The sequence below is a fragment of the Saccharothrix sp. ALI-22-I genome (assembly GCF_001984175.1).
GTDB lineage: Bacteria > Actinomycetota > Actinomycetes > Mycobacteriales > Pseudonocardiaceae > Actinosynnema.
Window position 1 is genome coordinate 15,380 of sequence record NZ_MTQP01000038.1, and the last position, 25,539, is coordinate 40,918.

The 25,539-nt window shown below is 72.1% G+C and carries 2 protein-coding genes and 1 pseudogene; all 3 read right to left on the reverse strand.

What is annotated here, in order from left to right; genetic code table 11:
* Nucleotides 1-3 precede the first annotated feature (3 nt).
* Nucleotides 4-5,433, reverse strand: a pseudogene (locus ALI22I_RS04495) (SDR family NAD(P)-dependent oxidoreductase); the annotation flags it as partial.
* An 18-nt stretch (nt 5,434-5,451) separates the two neighbouring features.
* Nucleotides 5,452-11,895: a type I polyketide synthase gene (locus ALI22I_RS04500; RefSeq protein WP_077004282.1), complete on the reverse strand. Its 6,444-nt coding sequence runs from the start codon at nt 11,893-11,895 to the stop codon at nt 5,452-5,454.
* A 33-nt stretch (nt 11,896-11,928) separates the two neighbouring features.
* Complete coding sequence (locus tag ALI22I_RS52985) at nt 11,929-25,497, reverse strand: type I polyketide synthase (RefSeq protein WP_077004283.1); 13,569 nt, start codon at nt 25,495-25,497, stop codon at nt 11,929-11,931.
* Between the last annotated feature and the right edge of the window lie 42 nt (nt 25,498-25,539).

A 25,539-nucleotide genomic window follows, 5' to 3' on the forward strand; every position in this document is an offset into this window, starting at 1 on the left:
TGGTCAGCTTGGCGTTTCGAGTTCGTCGTCGAGAATCCGGAACAGTTCCTCATCGGTGGCGGTGGTGATGTCGGCGGAAGGCTGCTCGTTCGCCGTGCCGCTCCACTCGGCGGTCAGCAGTTGCAGCCGTGCGGTGATCTCGCGGCGCATCCCGTCGTCCGGGTCCGCCGCGGCGAGTGCGGACCGCAGGGCGTCGAGGCAGGCGAGCACCGGGTGCACCGCCTGGAGCCGCGGCACCAGTTCCGCGTGGAGGTGCTCGGTCAGCGCCGCGACCGTGGGGTGGTCGAACAGCACGGTGGGGGACAGTCGGATTCCGGTGGCCCGGGCGATCCGGTTCCGCAGCTCGATCACGGTGAGCGAGTCGAAACCGAGCTCCAGGAAGCCCGTGGCCGGGTCGAACTCCTCCGGTGTGGTGTGGCCGAGCACGGCCGCGGCGTGGTGGGACACGAGCCGCAGGAGCGCTTCCCGTTGCTCCGCCGGGGTTCGCGCACCGAAGTCGTGCCTCAGCCCGTCGTTCGCGGTGCCGCCCGCCCGGAGGGGGCCACCGCGTCCGAGACCCCGCAGCAAGCCGGGTGCCTCGGCCCGGCTCAGCGCCGCGGTGTCGATCCGGATCGGCACGAGGACCGGCTGTGCGCCGGCTCGCGCGTCGTCGAAGAGCTGCGTGCCCTGGTGGTCGGTCAGCGGCAGGACGCCGACGCGGGTGAACCGCCGGCGGTCGGCTTTCCCCAGGTTCCCCGCCATGCCGTCGACCCGTTCCCACCAGCCCCAGGCCAGCGACTGCGCAGGCAGTCCGCGCACGCGCCGGTATCGGGCCAACGCGTCCAGGAACGCGTTCGCCGCCGCGTAGTTGGCCTGTCCCGGACCGCCGAGAACGGCCGACGCGGAGGAGAAGAGCACGAACTCGGCGAGGTCCAGCCCGGCGGTGAGCTCGTGCAGGTGCCACGCGCCGTCGACCTTGGGCACCAGGACGCGTTCGAGTTGCGCCGGGGTGAGCGCTTCCACCACACCGTCCTCGACCACACCGGCGGCGTGCACGACCGCGGTCAACGGCGCGTCCTCCGGGACTCGGCGCAGCGCCTCGGCCAGTGCGTTCCGGTCCGAAACGTCGCAGGCGACGAACTCCACACGTACCCCGAGTGCGGTGAGCTCGTCCCTCAGCTCCGCAGCACCCGGTGCGTCCGCTCCGCGGCGGCCGACCAGCACCAGGCTGCGGACCCCGGACTCCCGGGCCAGGGAACGGACGATCTGCCCGCCGATACCTCCGGTGCCGCCGGTGACGAGCACGGTACCCAGACCGGGCCGCCCCGGTCTGGTCCCCGGCTTCGGTACCCGGCGGAGTTCGGGCACCCGCGCGACTCCGTCACGGATCAGCACCTCGGACTCCCCGGACGCGAGCGCGGACGGCAGCAGTTCCCAGGAGCGGGCGCTCCGGTCGAGATCGACGAGCACGAAGCGGTCCGGGTGCTCCGACCTCGCCGACCGGACCAGACCCCACACCGGCGCGTGCACCAGGTCCGCGACGTCGTCGCCCGCGGCGCCCTGCGTGAGCAGGACCAATCTCGACGCGTCGTACCGTCGGTCGGCCAGGAACCGCTGGACCAGGCCCAGGACGCCGAGCGTTGCCGCACGGGCCGCACCCGCGACGCCGTCCTCTTGGGGGTCGGGTGGGAGGAACGCCAGCACCACGTCCGGTGCGACGCCGGTACCTCTGAGCGAATCCCACGATTCGCACCGCACGCCTGGGATGGTGAACGGGAGCTGTCCCAACACGGCCCACCCCCGCCCGTCCGGCGATGCCCGCATCGCCAGCTCCACCCATCGCGGTTCGGCCAGCACCGCGGAGCCGGTGCCGTTCCCCGCGGTGAACCCGGTCGGTTCCGCCGGGCGCATGATCAGGGACGTCACGGACATCACGGGCTCGCACGAGCCGTCGACGACGTGGACGGAGACGGTGTCGAAATCACCGTCGCGGTGGGGTGTCACGCGAACCCGGAGCACCGACGCGTGTGATCGGTGCAGCGACACTCCGTTCCAGGCGAACGGCAACCGCGCACCCGGCGACGCGTTGGGCACGCACCCCAAGACGTGCAGCGCAGCGTCGAGCAACGCTGGGTGGAGCGCGAACTCACCGGGAGCGGGTTCGACGTCTTCGGGCAAGGCGACCTCGGCGAAGACCTCCGCGCCCGCGCGCCAGGCGGCACGCAGGCCCTGGAACACCGGGCCGTAGTCGAACCCGTGCTCGGCGAGACCTTCGTACAACCCTCCGATCGGGAGCGGGGCCGCACCCTCCGGGGGCCAGGGCCCGCCCCGATCCCGGCGGGGCCCCTCGACCTCGGCCGTCAACGTTCCCGAAGCGTGGCGCACCCACTCCTGCCCGGTGCGACAGGAGTGGACGGCGACGGGGCGCGTTCCGTCCCCGCGCTGCTCGCCCACGCTCACCTGCACCCGAACGGTTTCGGCGTCATCCAGGGCGAGTGGCCTTTCCAAGGTCAGCTCGGTGACTCCTGGACACCCCGTTTCGGCCCCCGCGCGCAGTGCGAGTTCCAGGAACGCGGTCGCGGGGAACACGGGGACACCGGCGAGGGCGTGCTGGGCCAGCCACGGTTGATCCCGCAACGCCACGGCTGAGGTCAGTACCAACCCGCCACCGTCGGGTACCCGGGCGGCCGCGTCCAGCAGCGGGTGGTCGACCGGCTCCAGCCCGAAGTCGGCGGGCTCGCCCCGGCGCTCCGACTCCTCCAGCCAGTAACGCCGGCGCTGGAACGCGTAGGTCGGTAGCTCGGTCCTCCGCTCCCCGCCGAACACCGCGGCCCAGTCGAGGTCGACCCCGCGGACGTGCAGGCGCGCCAACGAGAGCGCCAGCACCCGGCCGTCGCGCTCTCCCGAACGCATCGTGGGCACGAACTCCAGCGCCTCATCCGACTCCGCCCCGCAACGCTCGCCCAAGCCGCACAGCACACCGTCGGGACCGAGTTCGGCGAACGTGGTGACCCCCTGCGCGCGCAGCGTGGTGATGGCGTCGTGGAAGCGGACGGTCCCGCGGACCTGCCTGCCCCAGTAGCGCGGTGAGCTCATCTCCTCGACGGGCAACAGCCGCCCGGTTGTGGACGAAACCACCGGGATGCGCGCCGGCGCCCAGGACAGGCCCTCGACGGCCTGTTCGAGCGCTGCCGCCACCGGGTCCATCCGGGCGGAGTGGAAGGCGTGGGCCGAGCGCAACCAGCGCACCCGATACCCTGCGGCGACCCACCGGTCGACCAGCCCGGTCAGCACGCTCCGTTCGCCCGAGACGACGACGGAGCGGGGACCGTTGACCGCCGCGACCGACACGGCGTTCCGCCCGACCAGGGCCTGCACCTCGTCTTCTGCGGCCTCCACGGCCACCATCGCACCGTCGGTGGGTGTCCGCGCCATCAGCATGCCCCGCGTGACGACCAGCGACGACGCGTCCGCCAGGGACAAGGCACCCGCGACGTGCACGGCGGCGATCTCCCCCACCGAGTGGCCGAGCAGGAAGTCGGGCCTGACACCCCACGACTCCAGCAGCCGGAACATCGCCGTCTGCAGGGCGAACAGGCCCGCCTGGACGTGTGCGGTGCAGGTCATCGGTCCGCCGAAGACGACTTCCCGCAGCGAACGGCCCAGGAGTGGGTCGACGTATGAGCACACCTCGTCGAACGCTTCGGCGAAAACCGGGTGCTCGGCGTGGAGCCCGCTTCCCATGCCCGGCCGCTCCGAACCCTGGCCGGAGAAGAGGAAACCCAGTCGACCCTGGTCCGGGCCGCCTTCGACGAGGTCGGCGCGGGGTTCGCCGTTCTCCAACGCGACCAGTCCCCCGACCAGCTCGGCGCGATCACCCGCCACGACCGCCGCTCGGCAGCCGAAGTGGGTCCTGGTGGCGCCGAGCGAGTACCCGATCCCGGCGATGTCGGAGTCGGGCCGGCTCTCGATGAACGATGCCAGTTCTGACGCCTGGGCGCGCAGGGCCGCCGGGCTCTTCGCCGACAACACGTACGGCGCGTCGCGTGGCATGAGGTCACGCGTTGGCCCCGGCTGTGCGGACGGTGGCGCCTGTTCGAGGACGACGTGCACGTTCGTCCCGCTGACGCCGAAGGAGGAGACAGCGCAGCGCCGTGGCCGCCCGGTTTCCGGCCACGGCCGGTTCCCGGTCAGCAGGCGCACCGCGCCGGAGGACCAGTCGACGTGCGGGGTCGGTTCGTCCGCGTGCAGCGTTCGGGGCAGGATCCCGTTCCGCAGGGCCAGGACCATCTTCATCACCCCGGCGACACCCGCGGCGGACTGCGTGTGCCCCACGTTCGATTTGATGGTGCCCAGCCACAGGGAGTGCTGCGGGTCGCGGCGGCCGTAGCTGTCCAGCAGCGCCTGCGCCTCGATGGGGTCACCCAGCCTGGTGCCCGTGCCGTGGGCTTCGACGGCGTCAACCTGGTCCGGCACAAGGCCGGCGTTGGCGACTGCCTGCTCGATCACGCGCCGCTGCGCGGACCTGTTCGGTGCGGTCAGGCCGTTGCTCGCACCGTCCTGGTTGACCGCGCTGCCGCGCACAACGGCCAGCACCGGGTGTCCGTTGCGCCGGGCTTCCGACAACGGCTCCAGCAACACCAACCCGACTCCTTCGGACCAGGCGGTGCCGTCCGCCGCGGCGGCGAAGGCTTTGCAGCGCCCGTCCGGTGCGAGTCCGCGCTGCCTGCTGAACTCCGTGAACATCCCGGGTTTGGTCATGACGGTAACGCCGCCGGCCAGTGCCAGGGAGCACTCCCCCTGCCGCAGGGCGAGGCACGCCTGGTGTACCGCCAGCAGCGACGACGAACAGGCGGTGTCGAGTGTGATCGACGGCCCTTCCAGGCCGAAGACGTAGGAGATGCGCCCGGAAACGACGCTCAGGGCGGTGCCTGTCACCAGGTAGCCCTCGGATCCGGACACCGCGTCGTGCGCGCCGACGGCGTAGCCGGACGACGCCGCGCCGATGAAGACACCCGTCCGGCTCCCGGAGAGCGCGGGCTGCGCGATGCCCGCGCGTTCGAAGACCTCCCACGCCGTCTCCAACAGCAGGCGCTGCTGGGGGTCCATCGCCGCCGCTTCGCGTGGGGAGATCCTGAAGAACGCGGCGTCGAACTCGTCGATCCCGGACAGGAAACCGCCTTCGCGCGCACAGGTGGTCCCGGGTTTGTCCGGGTCCGGGTCGTAGAGCCCGTCCACATCCCACCCGCGATTGGTCGGGAAGCCGGAGATCGCGTCGCGACCTTCGACGAGCAGCGCCCACAGCTCCTCGGGAGTGCGCACCTCCCCGGGGAGGCGGCACCCCATGGCCACGACGGCGACCGGTTCGGCCTGCGCGGCCTCCAGTTCGCGGATCCGCTGGTGCGCCTCGTCCAGTTCCGCCGTGACGTGCTGGAGGTAGCGGAAGAGCTTGTCCTCGTTTTCCATGGGAAATCACCCGTCACGTCGTCGGGCGCCCGCGTCGAGCGGGAGTCCGTACCGGTCCTCGATGTAGCGGAAGATGTCCTCCTGCGCGGCAGGCGGGCCGTCCGGTCCCACGCGGGTGGTCGGTTCCGGCCTGAGCCGCCTGATGAGGTGCTCCAGCCGCTTCACGACCTCGGGGATCGCCGCCGTCCTGTTCGCAAGCAGGGACTGCTCGAGGTGGTCGATCTCGTCGAGCGCGGTGCCCGGCCGCGGGGCGGCGAAGAGCTCGCCGTCGAGGAACTCGGCCAGCGCCGCGGGAGTGGGGTGGTCGAAGACGAGGGTGATCGGCCAGCGCCGGTCCGTCGTCGCGCCCAGCAGGTTGCGCAGTTCGACTGCGGTGAGCGAGTCGAGACCGAGTTCCCGGAACGGCCGGTACGGCTCGACCGCCTCGGGCGATGGGTGTCCCAGCACGCCGGCCGCATGAGTGCGGACGAGGTGCAGCAGGGCGTCGTGGCGCACAGCAGGTGGGAGGTTCCGCAGTTCCGCCACGGACGTCGTGGGTGTTCCGGCACCGGCACCGGCGGCGTTCCGGCGGGGCGACGGCGGGAGCAGTTCGCGCAGCAGGGGTGCGCCGCCGCCTGCGGCCCGCAACGCGGGGAGGTCCAGAGGCGCCGGGATGAGGAGCGGGTCACCGAGCCGCAGCGAGGTGTCGAACAGGGCGAGCCCGGCTTCGTTCGTCACCAGCCGCGAGCCGCTCGTCCTGATCCGGTAGTGGTCGGTGTCGGAAAGGTGCCCGGTCGATTCGCTCCGCTGCTCCCAGATTCCCCACGCCAGCGATTGCCCCGCCAAACCCCGGGCACGCCGAAACCACGCCAAACCGTCCAAGAACGCGTTCGCCGCCGCGTACACGGCCTGGCCGGCACTGCCCAGCACACTCGCTGCGGAGGAGAACAACACGAACATCTCCAGGTCCAGATCCGCGGTCAGGCGATGCAACCACCACGAGCCGAGGACCTTCGCCCTGAAGACCCGCCCCACGACGTCTGGCGACGCGGACGACACCACACCGTCCTCGACCAGCCCCGCCGCGTGAACCACCCCGCACAACGGCCACTCATCCGGCACGGCGTCCAACAACCGCGCGACGTCCTCCCTGGCACCCACATCGGCCGACACCACACGCACCAGCGCCCCCGACCCCTCCAACTCCCGCACCAGGTCCTCGGCCCCCGGCGCGGCCAAGCCACGCCGGGACGCCAACACCAGGGACCGGACTCCCCGCCGCTCCACAAGGAACCGCGCCACCAGACCGCCCAGCACGCCCGTACCGCCCGTCACCACCACCGTCCCTGTAGACAAAGGGCGGGGCACCGTCAGGATGATCTTGCCCAGGTGCAGCCCCCGGCTCATGTGGCGGAAGGCGTCCCGAGCCCGGCTGATGTTCCAGCTGGCCAGCGGCGCATGGCGGAGCGCGTTCTCTTCGAACAGCGCGAGGACCTCCACGAGTGTCGTGGCGATCCGCTCGGCCGACGCCTCACCGAGGTCAAACGGCCGGTAGGTGATCGACGGATGGCGGGCGACCACCTCGTCGGGATCCCTGATGTCCGTCTTGCCCATCTCCAGGAAGCACCCGCCCTCGGCGAGCAGCGCCATCGACCTGTCGACGAACTCGCCGCTCAACGAGTTCAGGACGCAGTCCACCCCGCGCCCGCCAGTCACGGCGAGGAACCGGTCGGCGAAGCCGGTGTCCCGCGAGGACGCGATGTGCGCGTCGTCCAGCCCCAGGTCACGCAGCGCGTCCCACTTGGCGGGGTGGGCTGTCGCGAAGACTTCCAGCCCGTGGTGTCGGGCCAACTGGACCGCGGCCATCCCCACCCCGCCCGCGGCGGAGTGCACGAGGACCGACTGGCCGGGCCGCAGCCGCGCCAGGTCGTGAAGCGCGTAGGAGGCGGTCAGGAACGCGATCGGCACGGCGGCCCCCTGCGGGAACGACCAGCCCTCGGGCATCCTGGCCAGGGCACGCCGTTCGGCGACCGCCACCGGGGAGAAGCCCGCCGGGAACACGCCGAGAACACGGTCGCCGGGAACGAGGTCGGTGACCTCCGAACCGACCTCCACGACCACGCCGGCCCCCTCCCCACCCAGCATCCGCTCGTCCTGCACCGTCCCGAGTGCCACGACGACATCGCGAAAGTTCAGCCCGGCGGCGCGGACGCGGACGCGGACCTCGTGCGGCCCCAGGATTCGGGCCGCCTCCGGGTGCGGCACGCACGCCAGACCTTCGAGGGTGCCCTTGGCCGTGGCTTCGAGCCGCCACGTCGCGTCGGGCGGGTTGAGCGCCTCGTCTGGCCGGACCGGCTTCAGTCGCGGGCCGTGAGCAGTGCCCCTCCGGATGGCCAGTTGCGGCTCGCCGAACTCGAAGACCGAGCGCAGCGCCGCAGCCGAGTCCTCGCGCCCGTCGACGTCGATCAGGACGAACTGGTCGGGGTGCTCGGACTGCGCGGAACGCACGAACCCCCACGCGGCGGTGTGCGCCGGCCCGGCCAGGCTCTCGTTCTCCGCCACGGCCACCGCGCCACGGCTCACGATCCCCAGCCGACGTGAGGCCAGAGCGGGCTCCGTGACCCAGGTGCGCAGGAGTTCGAGGACTTCGCAGGTAGTCGCGCGTGCCCCGTCACCGATGTCGTCCTGGTCGGCGTCGCGCTCTTGCAGGAAGTACAGCACGGCGTCCGGGACGGGCTCACCGGATTCGATCGCGTGCTTCAACGCCGCCGGATCGGGGAACGCCGTGCCGGGCGCTCCCGCCCCGAGCACCGCGGGGTGGTGCCCAGCCGCGATCCCGTCCCCTCCGGGCAACGCGACCCAGTCCAATCGGAACAGCGAATCCTCGGTCATGGCGTCCCGCGCGCCCAGCCGGCTCGGCTCGACCGGGCGGAAGGACAAGTCACCGATCGACACGACCGGATCACCAGCCTCGTCGAACGCCTCCAACTCCACCGACCGCGCGCCGATCGACCGGACCCGCACTCTCAGAGCGCGCGCCCCACGGGCGTGCAGGACGATGTCTTGCCACGAATGCGGCAGCTGCGGGCCTCCCGCGTAGTCGAGCGCCCCGAGGCCAGCGCAATGCAGCGCCGCGTCGAGCAGGGCGGGGTGCAACAGGTAGCCGTCCACCGGTTCGCCCTCCGGGAGGGCGGCTTCGGCGAACACCTCGTCCCCCCGGCGAAACGCCGCGCGCAGCCCGCGGAAGACCGGGCCGTAGTCCAGTGCCTCGGCGGCCAGCCGGTCGTAAAGCCCGCCGACGTCCACCGCCTCGGCGTCGGCCGGAGGCCACGTCTCCAGCCGCTGCGGTGACGGTGCGCGGGCCGGGGCGATCCTCCCGGAGGCGTGGTGGACCCAGTCGGTGGAGCCGTCGTCGGCGCGCGAGTGGAACACGACCTCCCGCAGGCCGCCGCCCTCCGGGGCGCCGACGGAGAGCTGGACGACGACGGCGCCTTCCTCGGGAGGCGCCAGGGGGGTGTGCAGGACCAGCTCCTCCACGATGCCGCCGACCTCGTCCGCCGCCCGTACCGCCATCTCCACGAACGCGGTGCCCGGGAGCAGGACTGTGCCGGCGATGGAGTGGTCGGCCAGCCAGGGCGGCGATTGCCCCGACAGCGTCGACGTGAACACGACCGCACCGGATGCCGCCAGCGACATGTGCTGCCGGAGCAGGGGGTGCCCCGTGCTGACCATCCCGGCCGCCGTGTGCTCCGGCAATGCGCTGCTCGACCAGTGCGGTTTCCGCTGGAACGCGTAGGTGGGCAGGTCGACGCGCCGCGCGCGTGTTCCCGAGAAGACCCGGTTCCAGTTCACCGGAACGCCGTGCGCGTGCGCCTCGCCCAGCGAGATCAGGAAACGCCTCCAACCGCCTTCACCCCGCCGCAACGAACCCAGGACCGCGACCTCCTCGCCGAGTTGCTCCGCCGTCTCCCGCACCGCAGTGGTCAGCACCGGGTGCGGACTGCTCTCGACGAAAGCGCGGAACCCGTCGGTGAGCAGGGCCCGGACGGCGCGGTCGAAGTGGACGGTGGAGCGCAGGTTCCGGTACCAGTACCCGGCGTCCAACTCGCGGGTGTCCACGGCATCCCCGACCACGGCCGAGTAGAACGGGATCTCCGACCGCGCGGGACGAACGATGCCCAGTGAGGTCACGAGTTCCGCGTGCAGCACTTCGACCAGCGGTGAGTGCGAGGCGTAGTCGACCGGCAGTCTGCGCGGCCGCGCGCCGTCGCCGGAGACCTTCCCCACCAGTTCGGTCAGGGCATCGGCCTCGCCGGACACCACGGTCGACGACGGGCCGTTGACCGCGGCGATCGCCAGCCCGCCGCCCAACAGGCGCTCGACTTCTTCCGGGGGCAGCGCCAGGGACACCATGCCGCCGCTGCCGGCGAGCCGCGCCAGGGCCCGGCTGCGGCGTGCCACCACCGCGGCGGCGTCGGAGAGCGGGAGCGCCCCCGCGACGCACGCCGCCGCGATCTCGCCCTGGGAGTGGCCCACCACGGCCGAGGGAACCACTCCGTGGGAACGCCACAGCTCCGCCAGGGACACCATGACGGCGAACAACGCCGGCTGCACGACATCGACCCGCTCCGTGAGTGGGGCGGTGTCGACACCCCGGACCACGTCGAGCAGTGACCAGTCGACATGGGGCGCGAGCGCGTCGGCGCAGTCACGCATGCGGTCGCGGAAGACCGGCGACGAGTCGAGCAGTTCGGCCGCCATCCCCTCCCACTGGCTCCCCTGTCCCGGAAACACGAACACGCACCGCGAGTCATTCAGCGCCCGCCCGCGCACCAGTGCCGGCGAGGGCGTCCCGGACGCGAGCGCGCGGACGCCGGCGCGCAGATCCTCGACGCCGTCACCGACCACGGCCGCCCGGTGCTCGAACGCGGTCCGGGTAGTGGCCAGCGAGGCGCCGATCCCGGACGCGTGCGCACCGGGGTGGTCTGCCAGAAAGGCATCCAGGCGCTTCGCCTGGTCACGCAACGCTTGCGGGTTCTTCGCGGAGAGCACCCAAGCGGTCGGTCGCCGGCTCTCTCCGACGGCCTCCCACGACGGTTCCTCGGGTGCTTGTTCCAGGATCAGGTGGGCGTTGGTCCCGCTGACCCCGAACGAGGAGACACCTGCCCGGCGCGGATTTCCGGGCGTGTGCCACGGCTCCGCTCCGACGAGCAACCGCACCGTGCCCGACGACCAGTCGACGTGCGGGGTGGGTTCGTCGACGTGCAGCGTCCGCGGCAACACCCCGTGGCGCATCGCCTGCACCATCTTGATCACGCCGCACACCCCGGCCGCCGCCTGGGTGTGCCCGATGTTCGACTTCACCGAACCCAACCACAACGGCGAGCCGGGATCCCGGTCTCGGCCATAGCCGGCCAGGACCGCCGCAGCCTCGATCGGGTCCCCGAGCACGGTCCCGGTTCCGTGGGCCTCCACCGCGTCGACCTGCCCCGGCTCCAGCGCCGCGTTCGCCAGTGCGGCTCGGATGACGCGTTGCTGCGCGGGGCGGCTCGGCGCGGTCAGCCCGTTGCTGGCGCCGTCCTGGTTGACCGCACTGCCGCGGATGACCGCGAGCACGGGGTGCTCGTCGCGGCGGGCGTCGGAGAGCCGCTGGAGCAGCAGCAGACCAGCGCCCTCCGACCACCCGGTGCCATCTGCGGCGGCCGCGAACGCCTTGCAACGGCCGTCCGGGGCCAGCGCCCGCTGCCTGCTGAACTCCACGAACAGGTCCGGGTTCGCCATGACCGAAACCCCGCCGGCCAACGCCAGGGAGCACTCCCCCCGGCGCAGCGCGGCCGCAGCCAGGTGGATCGCCACAAGCGACGACGAGCACGCGGTGTCGATCGTGATCGCTGGACCCTCAAGCCCGAGGACGTAGGCCAGACGCCCGGAGATCACGCTCGTCGCCCCACCAAGGACCCGGTAGCCGTCCACCGCGGCCTGTGCGGCGTAACCGTTGTAGACGGCTCCGACGAACACCCCGGTGTCGCTCCCCCGCAGCACGGACGGGTCGACACCACCACGCTCGACCGCTTCCCAGGCCAGTTCCAGCAGCAGCGACTGCTGCGGGTCCACGGCCAGCGCTTCGCGCGGGGAGAGATCGAAGAAGTCGGCGTCGAAGTCGCCGGCGGCGGTGATGAACCCGCCCTCGCGCACGTAGGAGAAGCCGGGGCGTCCGGGCTCCGGATCGTAGAAGCCCTTCAGGTCCCAGCCGCGGTCCGCCGGGAAACCCGAGATCGCGTCGGTGCCCTCGGCCACCAGTCGCCACAGGTCCTCCGGCGTGGCCACGCCGCCGGGGTAGCGGCACGCCATGCCGACGATCGCGATCGGTTCGGTTGCCCGGTCCTCGTGCTCGTGCAGGCGCCGCCGCGTCTCGTAGAGGTCGGCCGTGGCCTGTTTGAGGAAGTACCTGAGCTTCTCTTCGTTGTTCATCGCAGCTTCGGCTCCACGGGGCGGATGGTCAGGTCAGGAGATCCCGAAGTCCCTGCCGAGCAGGGTGAAGACCTCGTCGTCGGTGGCTGAGTCGAGCTGCGGGGAACCGCCTGCCGGCTGCTTGCCGGTTCCCGTCCAGACCGTGAGCAGCCTCTTGAGCCGGGCAGTGATGGCGGTGTGCCCGTCGTCGTCGGGTGTCAGCTCGGAAAGAGCGGTTTCGAGTTGGTCGAGCCGGCCGAGGACTGCGGTGTGCGCGGCCGGCCGGGCGGCGTCCGGCTCCAACTCCGATCGCAGGTGAGCGGCCAGGTCGCCGGCGGTGGGGTGGTCGAAGACCACGGTGGCCCTCAACCGCACCCCGGTGGTCGCGCTCAGCCGGTTCCGCAGCTCCACGGCCATCATCGAGTCGAACCCCAGGTCGGCGAACGCCTGTTGCGGGTCGACCGCCTCCGCGGTGGGCAGCGCCAGTACCGTGGCCACCTCCGCGCCCACCAGCCGCAGCAGTGTGTGGTATCGCTGGTCGGGCGTCTGGGACGCCAGTCGACGTGCCAAGTCACCCGAGCCGGCCGCACCGATGTCGGCGCGTTCCGCCGAGAGACCGGCATTGGTCCTGATCGGCATCAGGACCGGCTCGTCGATCGCGCGTGCGGCATCGAACAGCCGCAGGCCCTCTTCGGTGGACAAGGGCAGCACGCCCGAGCGCGCGAGCCGCTCGTCGTCGACGCGGGACAGGCGCTCGGTCAACCCGCTCCGCTGCTCCCACAACCCCCACGCCAGCGACTGGCCCGGCAAACCCCGGTAACGCCGGAACCGCGCCAAGCCGTCCAGGAACGCGTTGGCCCCGGCATAGATGCCCTGGCCGCCACTGCCCAGCACACCGGCAGCCGACGAGAAAAACACGAAGAACGCCAGATCCAGTTCCGCGGTCGCCTGGTGCAACCACCACGCGCCCGTCACCTTCGCCCGGAACACCCGCGGCACCACGTCCGGACCAGCCCCGGAGATCACACCGTCCTCGGTCGTTCCCGCCGCGTGGACCACCCCGCGCAACGGCCACCCGGACGGCACGGATGCCACCAGGTCCGCGACCTCTTCCCGCGACCCCACGTCGCACGACACGACCCGCACCCGCGCCCCCGACGACTCCAACGCCACCACCAGGTCGGAAGCACCCGGCGCGTCCGGCCCTCGACGGGACGCCAACACCAACGACCCGACGCCCCACCGCTCCACCAGGAATCGCGCCACGCACGAACCCAGAACGCCCGTGCCACCGGTGACCAGCACCGTTCCACCCGACAGGTCGGTCGACGCGGGAGAGACGGGCGGCGCCACCGGGATCCAACTCGGGACGACGACCTCCTCCCCGCGGACGACGACCTCCTTCTCGCCCGAGGCCACGGCCCGGAAGAGCCCTTCCGGCGCGGTAGTGCCGCTGTCGCGGTCGACGAGCACGAACCGGTCGGGGTGCTCGGCCTGCGCCGACCTGACCAGCCCCCACACCGGCGCGTGCGCCAAGCCCGTTCCCGTGGCTCCGTCGGTGACGACTACCAGGCGCGAGGAGTCCCACCGCGAGTCGCCCAGCCACCACTGCACGAGTTCCAGCACCTCGTGCGCGGCACTGTGCGCGCCCTCGGCGCGATCGTCCTCGGTAGCGGCCGCAACCCCGACGACCACGAACTGCGGGACGTCGGTGCCCGTGTCGACCGCGCGGCACAGCGACGTGCGGTCGGGGTAGTCGGTGCCGCCGACCGCGGTGGCCCAGCCCTCGGGGCAGGAGCCGACGAAGGCCCAGGAGGAGGGTTCGACCACACCGTTGTCGGAGATCGGCACCCAGTCGCACCGGTACAGTTCTCCGCCTGGTTCCTCCGCCTCCCGCGCCTCCCGCTCCACCGGGACACCAGCCCAGTACGGCTGCCGCTGGAAGGCGTAGGTAGGCAGGTCGGCCTCGCGCGCCCCGGTGCCACGGAACACCGCCCGCCAATCCACGCCGACGCCGCGATTGTGCAACTGGGCCACGGCCCGCGCCGTCGTGTGCTCCGCGTCGCGACCCGACCGCATGATCGGGATGAAAGCCGATCGCGTCCGGTCCTCCACGCACTCGGCCCCCATTGCGGACAGCACGCTGTCCGGTCCCAGCTCCATGAACGTGCGCACGCCCTGCGCGCTCAACCACCGGACACCGTCGTAGAACCGCACGGTGTCCCTGGCCTGGCGACACCAGTGGCCCGGCCTGCGCAGCTCCCGCACGCCCACCGGTTCGCCGGTCGTCCCGGAAACGAGCGGGATCGCGGGTTCCGCCACGGACAGATCGGAGGCGACCTCCTCGAAGTCATCCTCCATCAGGTCGACATGCGGAGAGTGGAACGCGTGCGCCGTTGAGAGTCGCCGGTGACGCCACCCCCGAGCGGTGCACCGGTCGACGAGTTCGGCGACGGCGTCCTCGTCCCCTGAGATCACCACCGACGACGGTCCGTTCACGGCGGCGAGGCTCACCCGTTCGTCCAGCAGCGGCAGGACGTCATCGGGAGTCGCGCGCAGCGCGACCATCGCCCCGGCAGGGAGCCGCGCCTGCATGAGGCGTCCCCGCGCGGACACCAGGCGCGCCGCGTCCGTCAGGGACAGGGCGCCCGACACGTGCGCTGCCGCCAGCTCGCCCACCGAGTGCCCTAGCACGAAGTCGGGAACGACACCCCACGACTCCAGCAGGCGGAACGAGCCGACCTCGACGGCGAACAGGGCCGCCTGCGCGAACACCGTCCGCTCCAGCAGGTCACGCGCCTCTCCGAACATCGCTTCTCGCAGGTCCGCCGCGATGTCGGCGTCGAGCGCGCAGACCACTTCGTCCACGGCCGTCGCGAATACGGGGAACGCCGCGTACAACTCGCGTCCCATCCCCGGCCATTCCGCGCCCTGTCCGGGGAAGAGGAAGGCGACACCGCCTTCGACCACGACGTCCTCGTGCACCTCCGGCGCGGACTCGTCGCCGACCAGCGCGGACAGCCCGCGCAGGAAGCAGTCCCGCTTCGTGCCCACCACCGCGGCGCGGTGCTCCAGGCCGGCCCGCGACGAAGCCAGCGACAGCCCGACGTCGGCCAGGTCGAGATCGGGGTTCCCCTCGACGAACGACAGCAGTCGAGCCCCCTGCGCCCGCAGCGCCCGAGGGGTCTTGGCGGACAGGAGCCAGGGCAGGACTGACCGGTTCGAGCGGTCCTCACGCGGGCGTGGATCCTCGTCGGGTGCCTGTTCGAGGATCACGTGGGCGTTCGTACCGCTGATCCCGAACGACGACACACCCGCTCGGCGCGGCCGACCGGTCTGCGGCCACGGCCGGCTGTCGGTCACCAGGCGCACGTGTCCTGCGGACCAGTCGACCTGCCGCGTCGGTTCGCCCAGGTGGATGCTGCGGGGCAGCAGGGCGTGGCGCAGGGCCATCACAGTCTTGACCATCCCGGCTATCCCCGCGGCGGCCTGCGCGTGCCCGATGTTGGACTTCAGCGATCCCAGCCAGAGCGGCTGGTCCGCAGGACGCTGACGGCCGTACGTCGCCAGCACCGCCTGCGCCTCGATCGGATCGCCCAGGGGTGTCCCCGTGCCGTGCCCCTCCACCGCGTCGACCTCGGCCGGCGCGAGTCCCGCGTTCGCTAGTGCCGCCCGGATCACATCCTGCTGGGCGAGCCCGCTGGGCGCGGTGAGGCCGTTCGAGGCGCCGTCCTGGTTCACCGCGGTGCCGCGGACGATCGCGAGCACGGGGTGGCCGTTGCGGCGGGCGTCGGACAAACGCTCCAGCAGGATCGCGCCGGCCCCTTCGGACCAGGCGGTGCCGTCGGCCGTGTCGGCGAAGGACTTGCACCGCCCGTCGGGTGCCAGCCCGCGCTGCCGGCTGAACTCCACGAAGGCCGCGGGGGTCGCCATCACCGCCGCCGAGCCGACGAGGGCGAGCGAGCACTCGCCGCGCCGCAGCGCGTCACCGGCCAGGTGCAGCGCTACCAGGGACGAGGAGCACGCGGTGTCCACCGTGATCGCCGGGCCGACGAGCCCGAAGGTATAGGCGACCCGGCCGGACATCACGCTGCTCGAATTGCCCGTGAGCAGGTGACCTTCCTTCGACTCCCGGTCGCGCCGGACCACCGACCCGTAGTCCTGGTAGGTCGCGCCGACGAAGACGGCCGTGCGGCTGCCGCGCAGGGCGGTGGGGTCGAGACCGGCCCGTTCGAACGCCTCCCACGCGGTCTCCAGCAACAACCGTTGCTGCGGATCCATCGATCGGGCTTCCCTCGGGCTGATGCCGAACAACTCCGGATCGAACATCCCGGCGTCGTGGAGGAAGCCGCCTTCGCGGACATAGCACGTGCCGGGTCGGTCCGGATCGGACGCGTGCAGCCCGGCCAGGTCCCAGCCTCGATCGCGCGGGAACGCGCCGATGACGTCCGCCCCGGACTCGACCACGCGCCACAGGTCCTCAGGCGAGGCGATCCCACCGGGGAAGCGGCACGCCATGGCAACGATCGCGAGCGGGTCCCCGCTGTCGTCGCACCTCGCCGTCCGACGTTGTTCGGCACCTCGGTGTCGCTCCCCTTCAGATCCCAGGAGTGCGTGGCGGAGGTGTTCCGCGAGCGCCGCCGGCGTCGGGTGGTCGAACACGAGGGTCGTGGCGAGCCGCAGCCCGGTGGCCGAGCTGAGCCGGTCGCGCAGTTCGACGGCTCTGAGTGAATCCACGCCGAGGTCCCGGAACGGTCGGGTGTGCGCGATCCCGTCGACGTCGTCGTGCCCCAGCACCGCGGCGGCGATGGTCCGCACCAGCTCCACCAGCACACCGCGCTGCCCGGCGGCTGAGCGATCGGACAGCTCTTCGACGAGCGCGCGGGAACGTGCGGTCCCGGTCGTCGTCGGGGCGGCCAGGAGCCGCCGCGCTCCGGGCAGGTCCGAGATCAGCGGTCGACGGCCTCCGGAGGTGTAGGCGGGCACGAACCGGTCCCAGTCGATGTCGGCGATCGCGACGTGGTCGTCATCCTGCTCGATCGCATGGTGGAGGGCAGCGAGTGCTCGCTGTGGCTCCATTGCAACGACCCCGCGCCGCAGCAGCTCTTCGTCCGCCTCCTCGCCGCCCATGCCACCGCCCGCCCACAGGCCCCACGAGACCGATGTCGCGGTCTCCCCGTGAGCACGCCGCCGTAGCGCGAGCGCATCCAGGTAGGCGTTCGCCGCCGCGTACGCGCCCTGTCCGCCGCCACCCCATACTCCGGCGTTGGAGGAAAACAGGACGAACGCATCGAGGTCTTCGCCGCGCAGCAGCTCGTCGAGCAGCATCGCACCGCCGACCTTGGCGCTCGCGACGCGGGCGAAGTCCGCCACGGTGGTTTCCGACAGGGGTGCGATCCGCAGCGACCCCGCGGTGTGCACCACTGCTCGGAGCCGGGAGTCCCGTTCGCGCAGCTCGTTCAGGAGGTCGGAGAGCGCGGCGCGGTCCCCGACGTCGCAGGCGGCCAGCGTGACCTGGGCACCCGCGCGCTCCAGTTCCGCGCGCAACCGCGCCGCGCCCGGCGCGCCGGCGCCCCGCCGACTCGCGAGGACCAGGTGGTCGGCACCGTGCTCGGCCAGCCATCGCGCCACTCGCGCCCCCAACGCACCGGTACCGCCCGTCACGAGCACGGTGCCTCGTGGCCGCCAGCTTCTTGGCACGCCACGACCGGCGCTCACGAGCCGTCGCGCCCACAGCCCCGACACTCTGACCGCGACCTGGTCCTCCGCACCGGTCACCACCGCGCCCAGCCAACGCATCGCGTCTGGACCGACCATGTCGATCAGGCCACCCCAGAGGTCCGGGTGTTCCAGGGCCGCGACCAGGCCCAAGCCCCAGGTCCCTGCCTGCGCCGGGCTCACCGGGGCGTCGGTTTCCCCGACCTTCACCGCGCCGGACGTCACGCACCACAGCGGGACCTCCAGGCCCGCGTCACCCAGTGCCTGCACCAGGACTGCGGTCCCGGTCAAACCGCGCACCAGCGGGAACGTGTCGTGCGGCTGTTCGTCCAAGGCCAACAACGACACGACGCCGGTCAGGTGCCGCCCGCGGAGTTCCGCGAGTTCTGAGGCCAGGGCCGTCCGCTCGACCTCTCCTGGGTGGACGACCAGTTCGGAGACCTCGTCCGTGTGTGCGCGTACCTGTCGCGCCCACGCGTCGATCCCTTCTCCGGGTGGCCGCACCAAGAGCCACTCCCCGGTCAGGCGCGACTCCCTCGGTCCGGTCACCGGTTTCCAGCCGACGCGGTACCGCCACCGGCCGATGATGTCCTGCTCATGTCGCCGCCTGCGCCAAGTGGACAGCATCGGCAGTGCCCGGTTCAGGGTCTCGCGTTGTTCGGGATCGACACCGAGGGTTTCCGCCACCGCTTCGAGGTCCTCCCGCTCCACCGCGTTCCAGAACGTGGCTTCGGCCGCGTCGCGGTGGGTTGGCGGCGAGTCGGGTTTCACCCAGAAGCGCCGCCGCTGGAATGCGTACGTTGGTAGTGGAGCGGGTCGTGGGTCCATCCCGGCGAAAGCCGGTTCCCAGTCGACCGCGACGCCGTGCACGTGGGCTTCCGCGACGGAGCGGAGGAACCGCCGCCCGGTGCCCTCGTCGCGGCGCAGGGACCCCAGCACGACCACGTTGTCCGCCTGGACGTCCTCGACGGTCTCCTGGATGCCGGTCACGAGCACCGGGTGGGGGCTGACCTCGAGGAAGACGTCGAAACCGTCGTCGAGCAGGCGGCGCACGGTGCGATCGAACCGCACCTCCGAGCGCAGGTTCCGGTACCAGTACCCGGCGTCCAACTCCCCCGTCGCGATCGGCCGTCCCTCGACCGTCGAGTAGAACGATGTCCCGGAGGCCGCCGGGCGGATCCCGGCCAGCACCGCTTCGAGGTTCGCGCGGACGGGTTCGACCTGCGGGGAGTGCGAGGCATAGTCGACCTGGACCCGGTGCGTCCGGACGCCGTCGCGGGCGAGTTGCGCGAGCAGCCGGTCCACCGCGGCGGAGTCTCCGGCGACGACCGTGGACCGGGGACTGTTCACGGCGGCGATCGAGATCCCCTCACCCTGTCCGGCCGCCACGGTCCGCACCTGGTCGGGTGGCAGGGCGATCGACGCCATGGCGCCGCGGCCCACGACCTCGCGCAGTGCCCGGCTGCGCAGCGCGATGACCTTCGCCGCATCCTCCAAGGACAGCGCGCCGGCGACGCAAGCGGCCGCGACCTCTCCCTGCGAGTGCCCGACCACCGCGGCCGGGTGAACCCCGTGGCTCCGCCACATCTCGGCCAGGGACACCATTACCGAGAAGAGCACGGGTTGGACGACGTCGACCCGGTCCAGCGGCGCGGCACCGGGTTCCCCGTCGAGCACGGCGGTCAGCGACCAGTCGACGTGGCGTTCCAGGGCCTGCTCGCAGGCGCGGATGCCCCTGGCGAAGACCGCCGAGTCGCGCATCAGCTCGCGTGCCATCCTCGGCCACTGCGTACCCTGCCCCGGGAAGACGAACACGACCTTGCCCGTGGTGGGGGCGCCGCCGCGCACCACGTTCGCGGACTGCCCGCCGGCCTCGTCCACCTTCGCCAAGGCCCCGATGAACTCGTCGCGACCGCGTGCGATGACCACGGCGCGCCGCTCCAGGGTCCCCCGCCTCGTCGCTAGCGACCAGCCCACGTCGGCCGTGGTCAGCTCCGGATGGGCCTCGACGTGCTCCCGCAGTCGGGCCGCCTGCGCGTGCAACGCGTCGTCGCCGTGCGCGGAGATCGGCCACGGGAGTGCCCGGGGTTCGTCCTCGCACCGATCGGACGCGTTCACGTCGTGCGGGATGTGCTCGATCACGACGTGGGCGTTGGTCCCGCTCATCCCGAACGACGAGACCGCCGCCCGCCGGGGCCGCCCGGTCTCGGGCCACGGCACGGGTTCGGCGGCCAGCCGCATCCGCCCGGCGGACCAGTCGACCGTGGTCAGCGGTTGCGCCACGTGGAGCGTCCTGGGCACGGTGCCGTGCCGCATCGACATCACCGACTTGATCACGCCGGCGATCCCGGCCGCCGCCTGCGTGTGCCCGATGTTCGACTTGAGCGAACCGAGCCACAGCGGCTGTTCCTCCGCACGATTCCGGCCGTAGGCGGCCATCAGGGCTTGGACCTCGACCAAGTCGCCCAGCACCGTCCCGGTGCCGTGCCCTTCCACGGCGTCGATGTCAGCGGGCGACAGGCCGCCGGAGGCCAGGGCGGCCTGGATCACCCTCTGCTGCGACGGACCGTTCGGCGCTGTCAGACCGTTCGACGCCCCGTCCTGGTTCACGGCGCTGCCGCGCACGACCGCCAGCACTTCCCGGCCGTTCCGCCGCGCGTCCGACAGCCGCTCGAGCAGCACCAGGCCGACGCCCTCGGCGAAGCCCGCTCCGTCGGCATTCGCGGAGAACGCCTTGCAGCGGCCGTCCGGCGCCAGCACGCCCTGTCTGCTGAACTCCGACAGCGATTCCGGTGTCGCCATGACGGTGACCCCGCCCGCGAACGCCAACCGGCACTCGTCCTGCCGCAGTGCCTGGCACGCCAGGTGCAGTGCGGACAGCGAGGAGGAGCACGCCGTGTCCAGGGTGAGCGAAGGCCCCTCCAGGCCGTAGGTGTAGGAGAGCCGGCCCGACATGACGCTCGCCGCGTTGCCGGTGGCGAGGAACCCATCGCCCTTCGACTCCTCGTTCACCACGAGGTTGACGTAGTCCTGCCCGTTCGTGCCGATGAACACGCCGGTGCGGCTGCCGCGGAGTGCCGCGGGGTCGATGCCCGCGCGTTCGACGGCTTCCCAGGACACCTCCAGCAGCAACCGCTGCTGAGGGTCCATGGCGACGGCTTCCCGCGGCGAGATCCCGAAGAACGCGGCGTCGAAGCCGTCCACATCGGGCAGGAAGCCGCCGGCATAGCCCTGGGCGCCATCAGGGAAGCGCAGGCCGCGCAGATCCCACCCGCGGTCCGAGGGGGCGGGCGAGATCGCGTCCACGCCCTCGGACACGAGCCGCCACAGGTCCTCCGGCGATGCCACGCCCCCGGGGAACCGGCACGCCATGCCGACGATCGCGATCGGCTCGTCGGGGTCCGCGCGGTCCGGGGAAGCCGGTTCCGTTGCCGTCCCGGTCTGCGCCGCGGCGAGGTGGGCGGCGAGCGCGGCCGGTGTCGGGTGGTCGAACACGAGCGTCACAGGCAGCCCGAGGCCGCCGGCCTCGCGAATCCTGTTGCGGAGGTCCACAGCGGTCAGCGAGGTTATGCCGAGTTCCTTGAAGGTGCTCTCCGATCGCACGGACGCCGCCGACGCGTATCCGAGGACCTCGGCCACCTGGGCGACGACGAAGTCCAGCAGCTTGCGCTCGCGGTCGGCGGATGGGAGCCGGGAGATCTCCGCGAACAGCGACGAGGAACCGGGGTCCTCCGCGGCGCAATCCGGTTGGTGCGTCTCCGGGATCTCGTCGAAGAGGCGGCAACGGCGAAACGTCGTGAACACGGGCAGGAAGCGTTCCCACCGGATGTCGGCGACGGTGGTCGAGGCGTTCAGCCGCGGGAAGATCCGGTCGAGTGCGGCGTGGACCGATCGGGTGGACAGGGCGGGCAGTCCCTGCCGGCTCACCGCTCGCCCCGCAGTGCCCGCCGCGTCCGCCCAGACCCCCCACGCCACGGACGACCCAGCGAGTCCGCGGTGTCGGCGCCGCTCCGCCAACGCGTCGAGGTGTGCGTTCGCGGCAGCGTCCGCGGCGTGGTCCTTGGCCCCCCACACGCCGGTGACCGAGGAGAAGACCACGAAGTCGTCCGCGTCCGGGAACAACGCGTCGAGTTCCGCGGCTTCCTGGGTCCGGTGGGCCACCGCCTCGGCGAAATCATCGAGCGCCAAGCCGACCAAGGGGGTCAGGCACGTGTGCGTGGCCGCGTGGACGACCGTCCGCACCGGCGTCGTCGCCCGGAACCTCACCACCTGCTCCGCGAAGCCGGCGCGATCGGCGGAATCGCGGGTCACCACCGTGACCTGCGGTCCCCGTGCGGTCAGCTCGGCCACCAAGTCTGCGACCTCGCCGTCCCGGTCGCAGGTCAGGACGAGGTGTTCAGCGCCCTGCGCGGCGAACCAGCGGGCGACCTCAGCACCGGCGGCCCCCGCGCCGCCCGTGATGAGGACGCCGCCGGGTCGGCCCGACGACCAGGACCGCCGCACCGCGTCGTCGCGCACCAACCGCCGGGCGAACAGGCCGGACGGGCGCAGGGCGACCTGGTCCTCGCCGCCAGGCGCCGCGAGCACCGCGGCCCAGAGCTCCGGCGGGATCCTCTCCGCGGTGCGGGGCAGGTCGACCAGACCTCCCCACCACTCGTGGTGCTCAAGCGCGGCGACGATCCCAAGACCCCACAACCGGGCGTCCTCCGGATCACCGATCGTCTCCGAGTCGTGCACCGCCACCGCCCCGCTGGTCGCCACCCACAGCGGCACTCGCGCGTCCACGTCGGCGAGCGCCTGGACCAGGGTGAGCGTGAGCGCCGTTCCCGTGGAGAGTGCGGGGTGGCCCGGATGCGGGTCCCGGGCGAAGGACAGCAGCGACAGGATTCCGGCAGGCCGCTCGTCCCGGAACTTGTTCGCCAGGACCGCGGAGAGCTCGGTGCGGTCGGTGCGGGCCCCGTCGAGCACCAAGGCTGTGACGTCCGCTCCGTTCGCGCGCAGCGCGCCTTCGGCCTCGTCCGCCCACTCCCGGGCATCGGCCGCCGATGTCCGCACGACCAACCAGGTGCCGAACAGTCGTTGAGAGCCCGTGCCGACCTCCTTCCAGGTGATCCTGTACCGCGAATCCGCCGGGTCCGGCTCAGGGCGCTCTTCCGGCGTCCCGTCGGTGAGCCAATACCGCTCGTGCTGGAACGGGTAGGTGGGCAGGTCCACGCGGCGCGCCCGCGCACCGTTGAGCGCGGCGTCCCAGTCCACCGGCACACCGTGGACTTGCGCGCGGGACACCGACAGGAGGAACCGAGAGAGTCCGCCGTCGTCCCTGCGGAGCGTCTCCACGACCACGGCGTCGTCGACCCCGTGGTCCTCGGCCGTCTCCTCGATCGCCGCGGTCAGCACCGGGTGCGGGCTGACCTCGACCAGCGCCCGGTGTTCCGCGTCGAGGAGCTTTCGCACCACGTCGTCGAAGCGGACCGTCGACCGGAGGTTCCGGTACCAGTACTCCGGGGTCAACGCGCCGAGGTCGAGCACGTCGCCGGTGACCGCGGAGTAGATCGGCACCCCGGCCGCCGCAGCGCGGACGTCCGCGGTGAGCCGCAGGAGTTCACTGCGGATGCGTTCGACTTGCGGGGAGTGGGAGGCGTAGTCCACCGGGAGCCGTCCGCAGCGGACGCCGTCCTCCGCCAACCGGTGCAGCAGCTGCTCCAACGCGTCCGGGTCGCCGGCGACCACGGTGGCCGTCGGGCCGTTCGCCGCCGCGATCGAAAGGCGCCCGCTCCAACGCTCCAGCAGTCCCGCCAGTCGGGTGGCCGGGAGGGAGACGGCGGCCATCCCGCCGGCTCCGGCCAACTCGGCGAGCGCACGGCTGCGGAGCGCGACCACCTTCGCGGCGTCCTCCAGGGACAGCGCGCCCGCGATGTACGCAGCCGCGATCTCGCCCTGCGAGTGCCCGACCACGGCGTCGGGCTCGACGCCGTGGGAACGCCAGAGCCGTGCCAGGGACACCATCACGGTGAACAAGGCCGGTTGCACCACGTCCACCCGCTCCAGCGACGGCGCGCCCGGAGCCCCGCTCAGCACATCCAGCGGCGACCAGTCCACGTGGGACTCCAGGGCGGAGGCGCAGTCCCGCACGCTGTCGGCGAACGGCGGCGCGGTCGCCAGCAACTCCCTGGCCATCCCGGGCCACTGCGAGCCCTGCCCGGGGAACACGAACGCCACCTTCCGACCCGGCACCGCGATTCCGCGGACGACCCGATCGGACAGCCCGCCGCCATTCAGCACGCTCAAGCCGCGGTCGAGCTCCTCGTGGTCCCTCCCTACCACCACCGCGCGGTGCGCGAAGTCCCCGCGGCGCGCCAGGGAGCAGGCGACGTCGGCCGGGGTCGCATCGGCGTTCTCCGCCACGTGGTGCCGCAGGCGCCCGGCCTGCTGTCGTAGCGCCGCTGCGCTCTTCGCGGAGATCGGCCACGCCACCGCGGCCGGTGCGACCACGGGCTCGTCCCGGTCCTCCGCAGCAGTCGGCCCGGGTTCCTCCAGCAGCACGTGGGCGTTGGTGCCCCCGACCCCGAACGCGGACACTCCGGCCCGGCGCGGTGACCCGGTGCGTTCCCACGGTCGAGCTTCGGTGAGCAACCGCACCGCGCCCGCCGACCAGTCGACGTTGCCGCTGGGCGCGGTCACGTGCAGCGTCCTGGGCATCCGCCCGTAGCGCATGGCCATGAGCACCTTGATGACCCCGGCGACTCCGGCCGCGGCCTGCGTGTGGCCGATGTTCGACTTGACCGACCCCAGCCACAGCGGGTGGTCCGCGGACCGGTTTCTCCCGTAGGTCGCTTGCAGCGCCTGCGCCTCGATCGGATCGCCCAAGACCGTGCCGGTGCCGTGCGCCTCCATCAGGTCGACCTCGTCGGCGGACACCTGGGCGTCGTGAAGGGCGGCACGGATCACTTGCTGCTGCGCCGGGCCGTTCGGCGCGGTGAGCCCGTTGCTGGCGCCGTCCTGGTTCACGGCGGAGCCCCGCACTACGCCCCTGATCGGGTGGCCGAGGCGGCGCGCGTCGGAAAGCCGTTCAAGCAGCAGCACGCCGACCCCTTCGGCGAAACCCGTCCCGTCGGCGCTCGCGGAGAACGCCTTGCACCGGCCGTCCGGTGACAATCCGCGTTGCCTGCTGAACTCGACGAAGACGCCGGGGTTCGCGATGACCGTGACGCCGCCCGCGAAGGCGAGGGAGCACTCCCGGTGTCGCAGAGCCCGAATCGCCAGGTGCAGCGCCACGAGCGAGGAGGAGCAGCCCGTGTCGATGGTCAGCGCCGGGCCCTCCAGGCCGAACGTGTACGAAACGCGACCGGAGAGCACACTGCCGGTGTTCCCTGTGGCGAGGTAGCCCGCCACCTCCTCGGGCGCGCGCCACATCCGCGGCCCGTAGTCCTGGGTCATCGCGCCGACGAACACCCCGGTCGCGCTGCCGGACAGCTCGCACGGGCGGATGCCAGCCCGCTCGACCGCCTCCCAGGAGGTCTCCAGCAGCAGTCGTTGCTGGGGGTCCATGCCGAGCGCTTCGCGCGGCGCGATGTCGAAGAACGCGGCGTCGAACCCGTCCGCTCCGTCGAGGAACCCGCCGTGGCGGGTGTAGGACTTCCCGGTCACGCCGGGGTCGGGGTCGATCAGCCCGTCCAGGTCCCAGCCGCGGTCGCGGGGGAATTCGGAGATCGCGTCGGTCTCCTGTGCGACCAGCCGCCACAGGTCTTCCGGGGTCGCGACCGCTCCGGGGAAGCGACAGGCGATCCCGATGACCGCGATGGGCTCGCTCTCGTGCTCCTCCACCTCGTCCAGGCGCCGGCGGAGTTCACGGGCATCCGCGGTCACGCGCTTGAGGTAGGCCCGCAGCCGGTCCTCGTTCCCCATTCGATGGCCTTTCAACTACTCAGCAGGAACGCGTGGTCGATC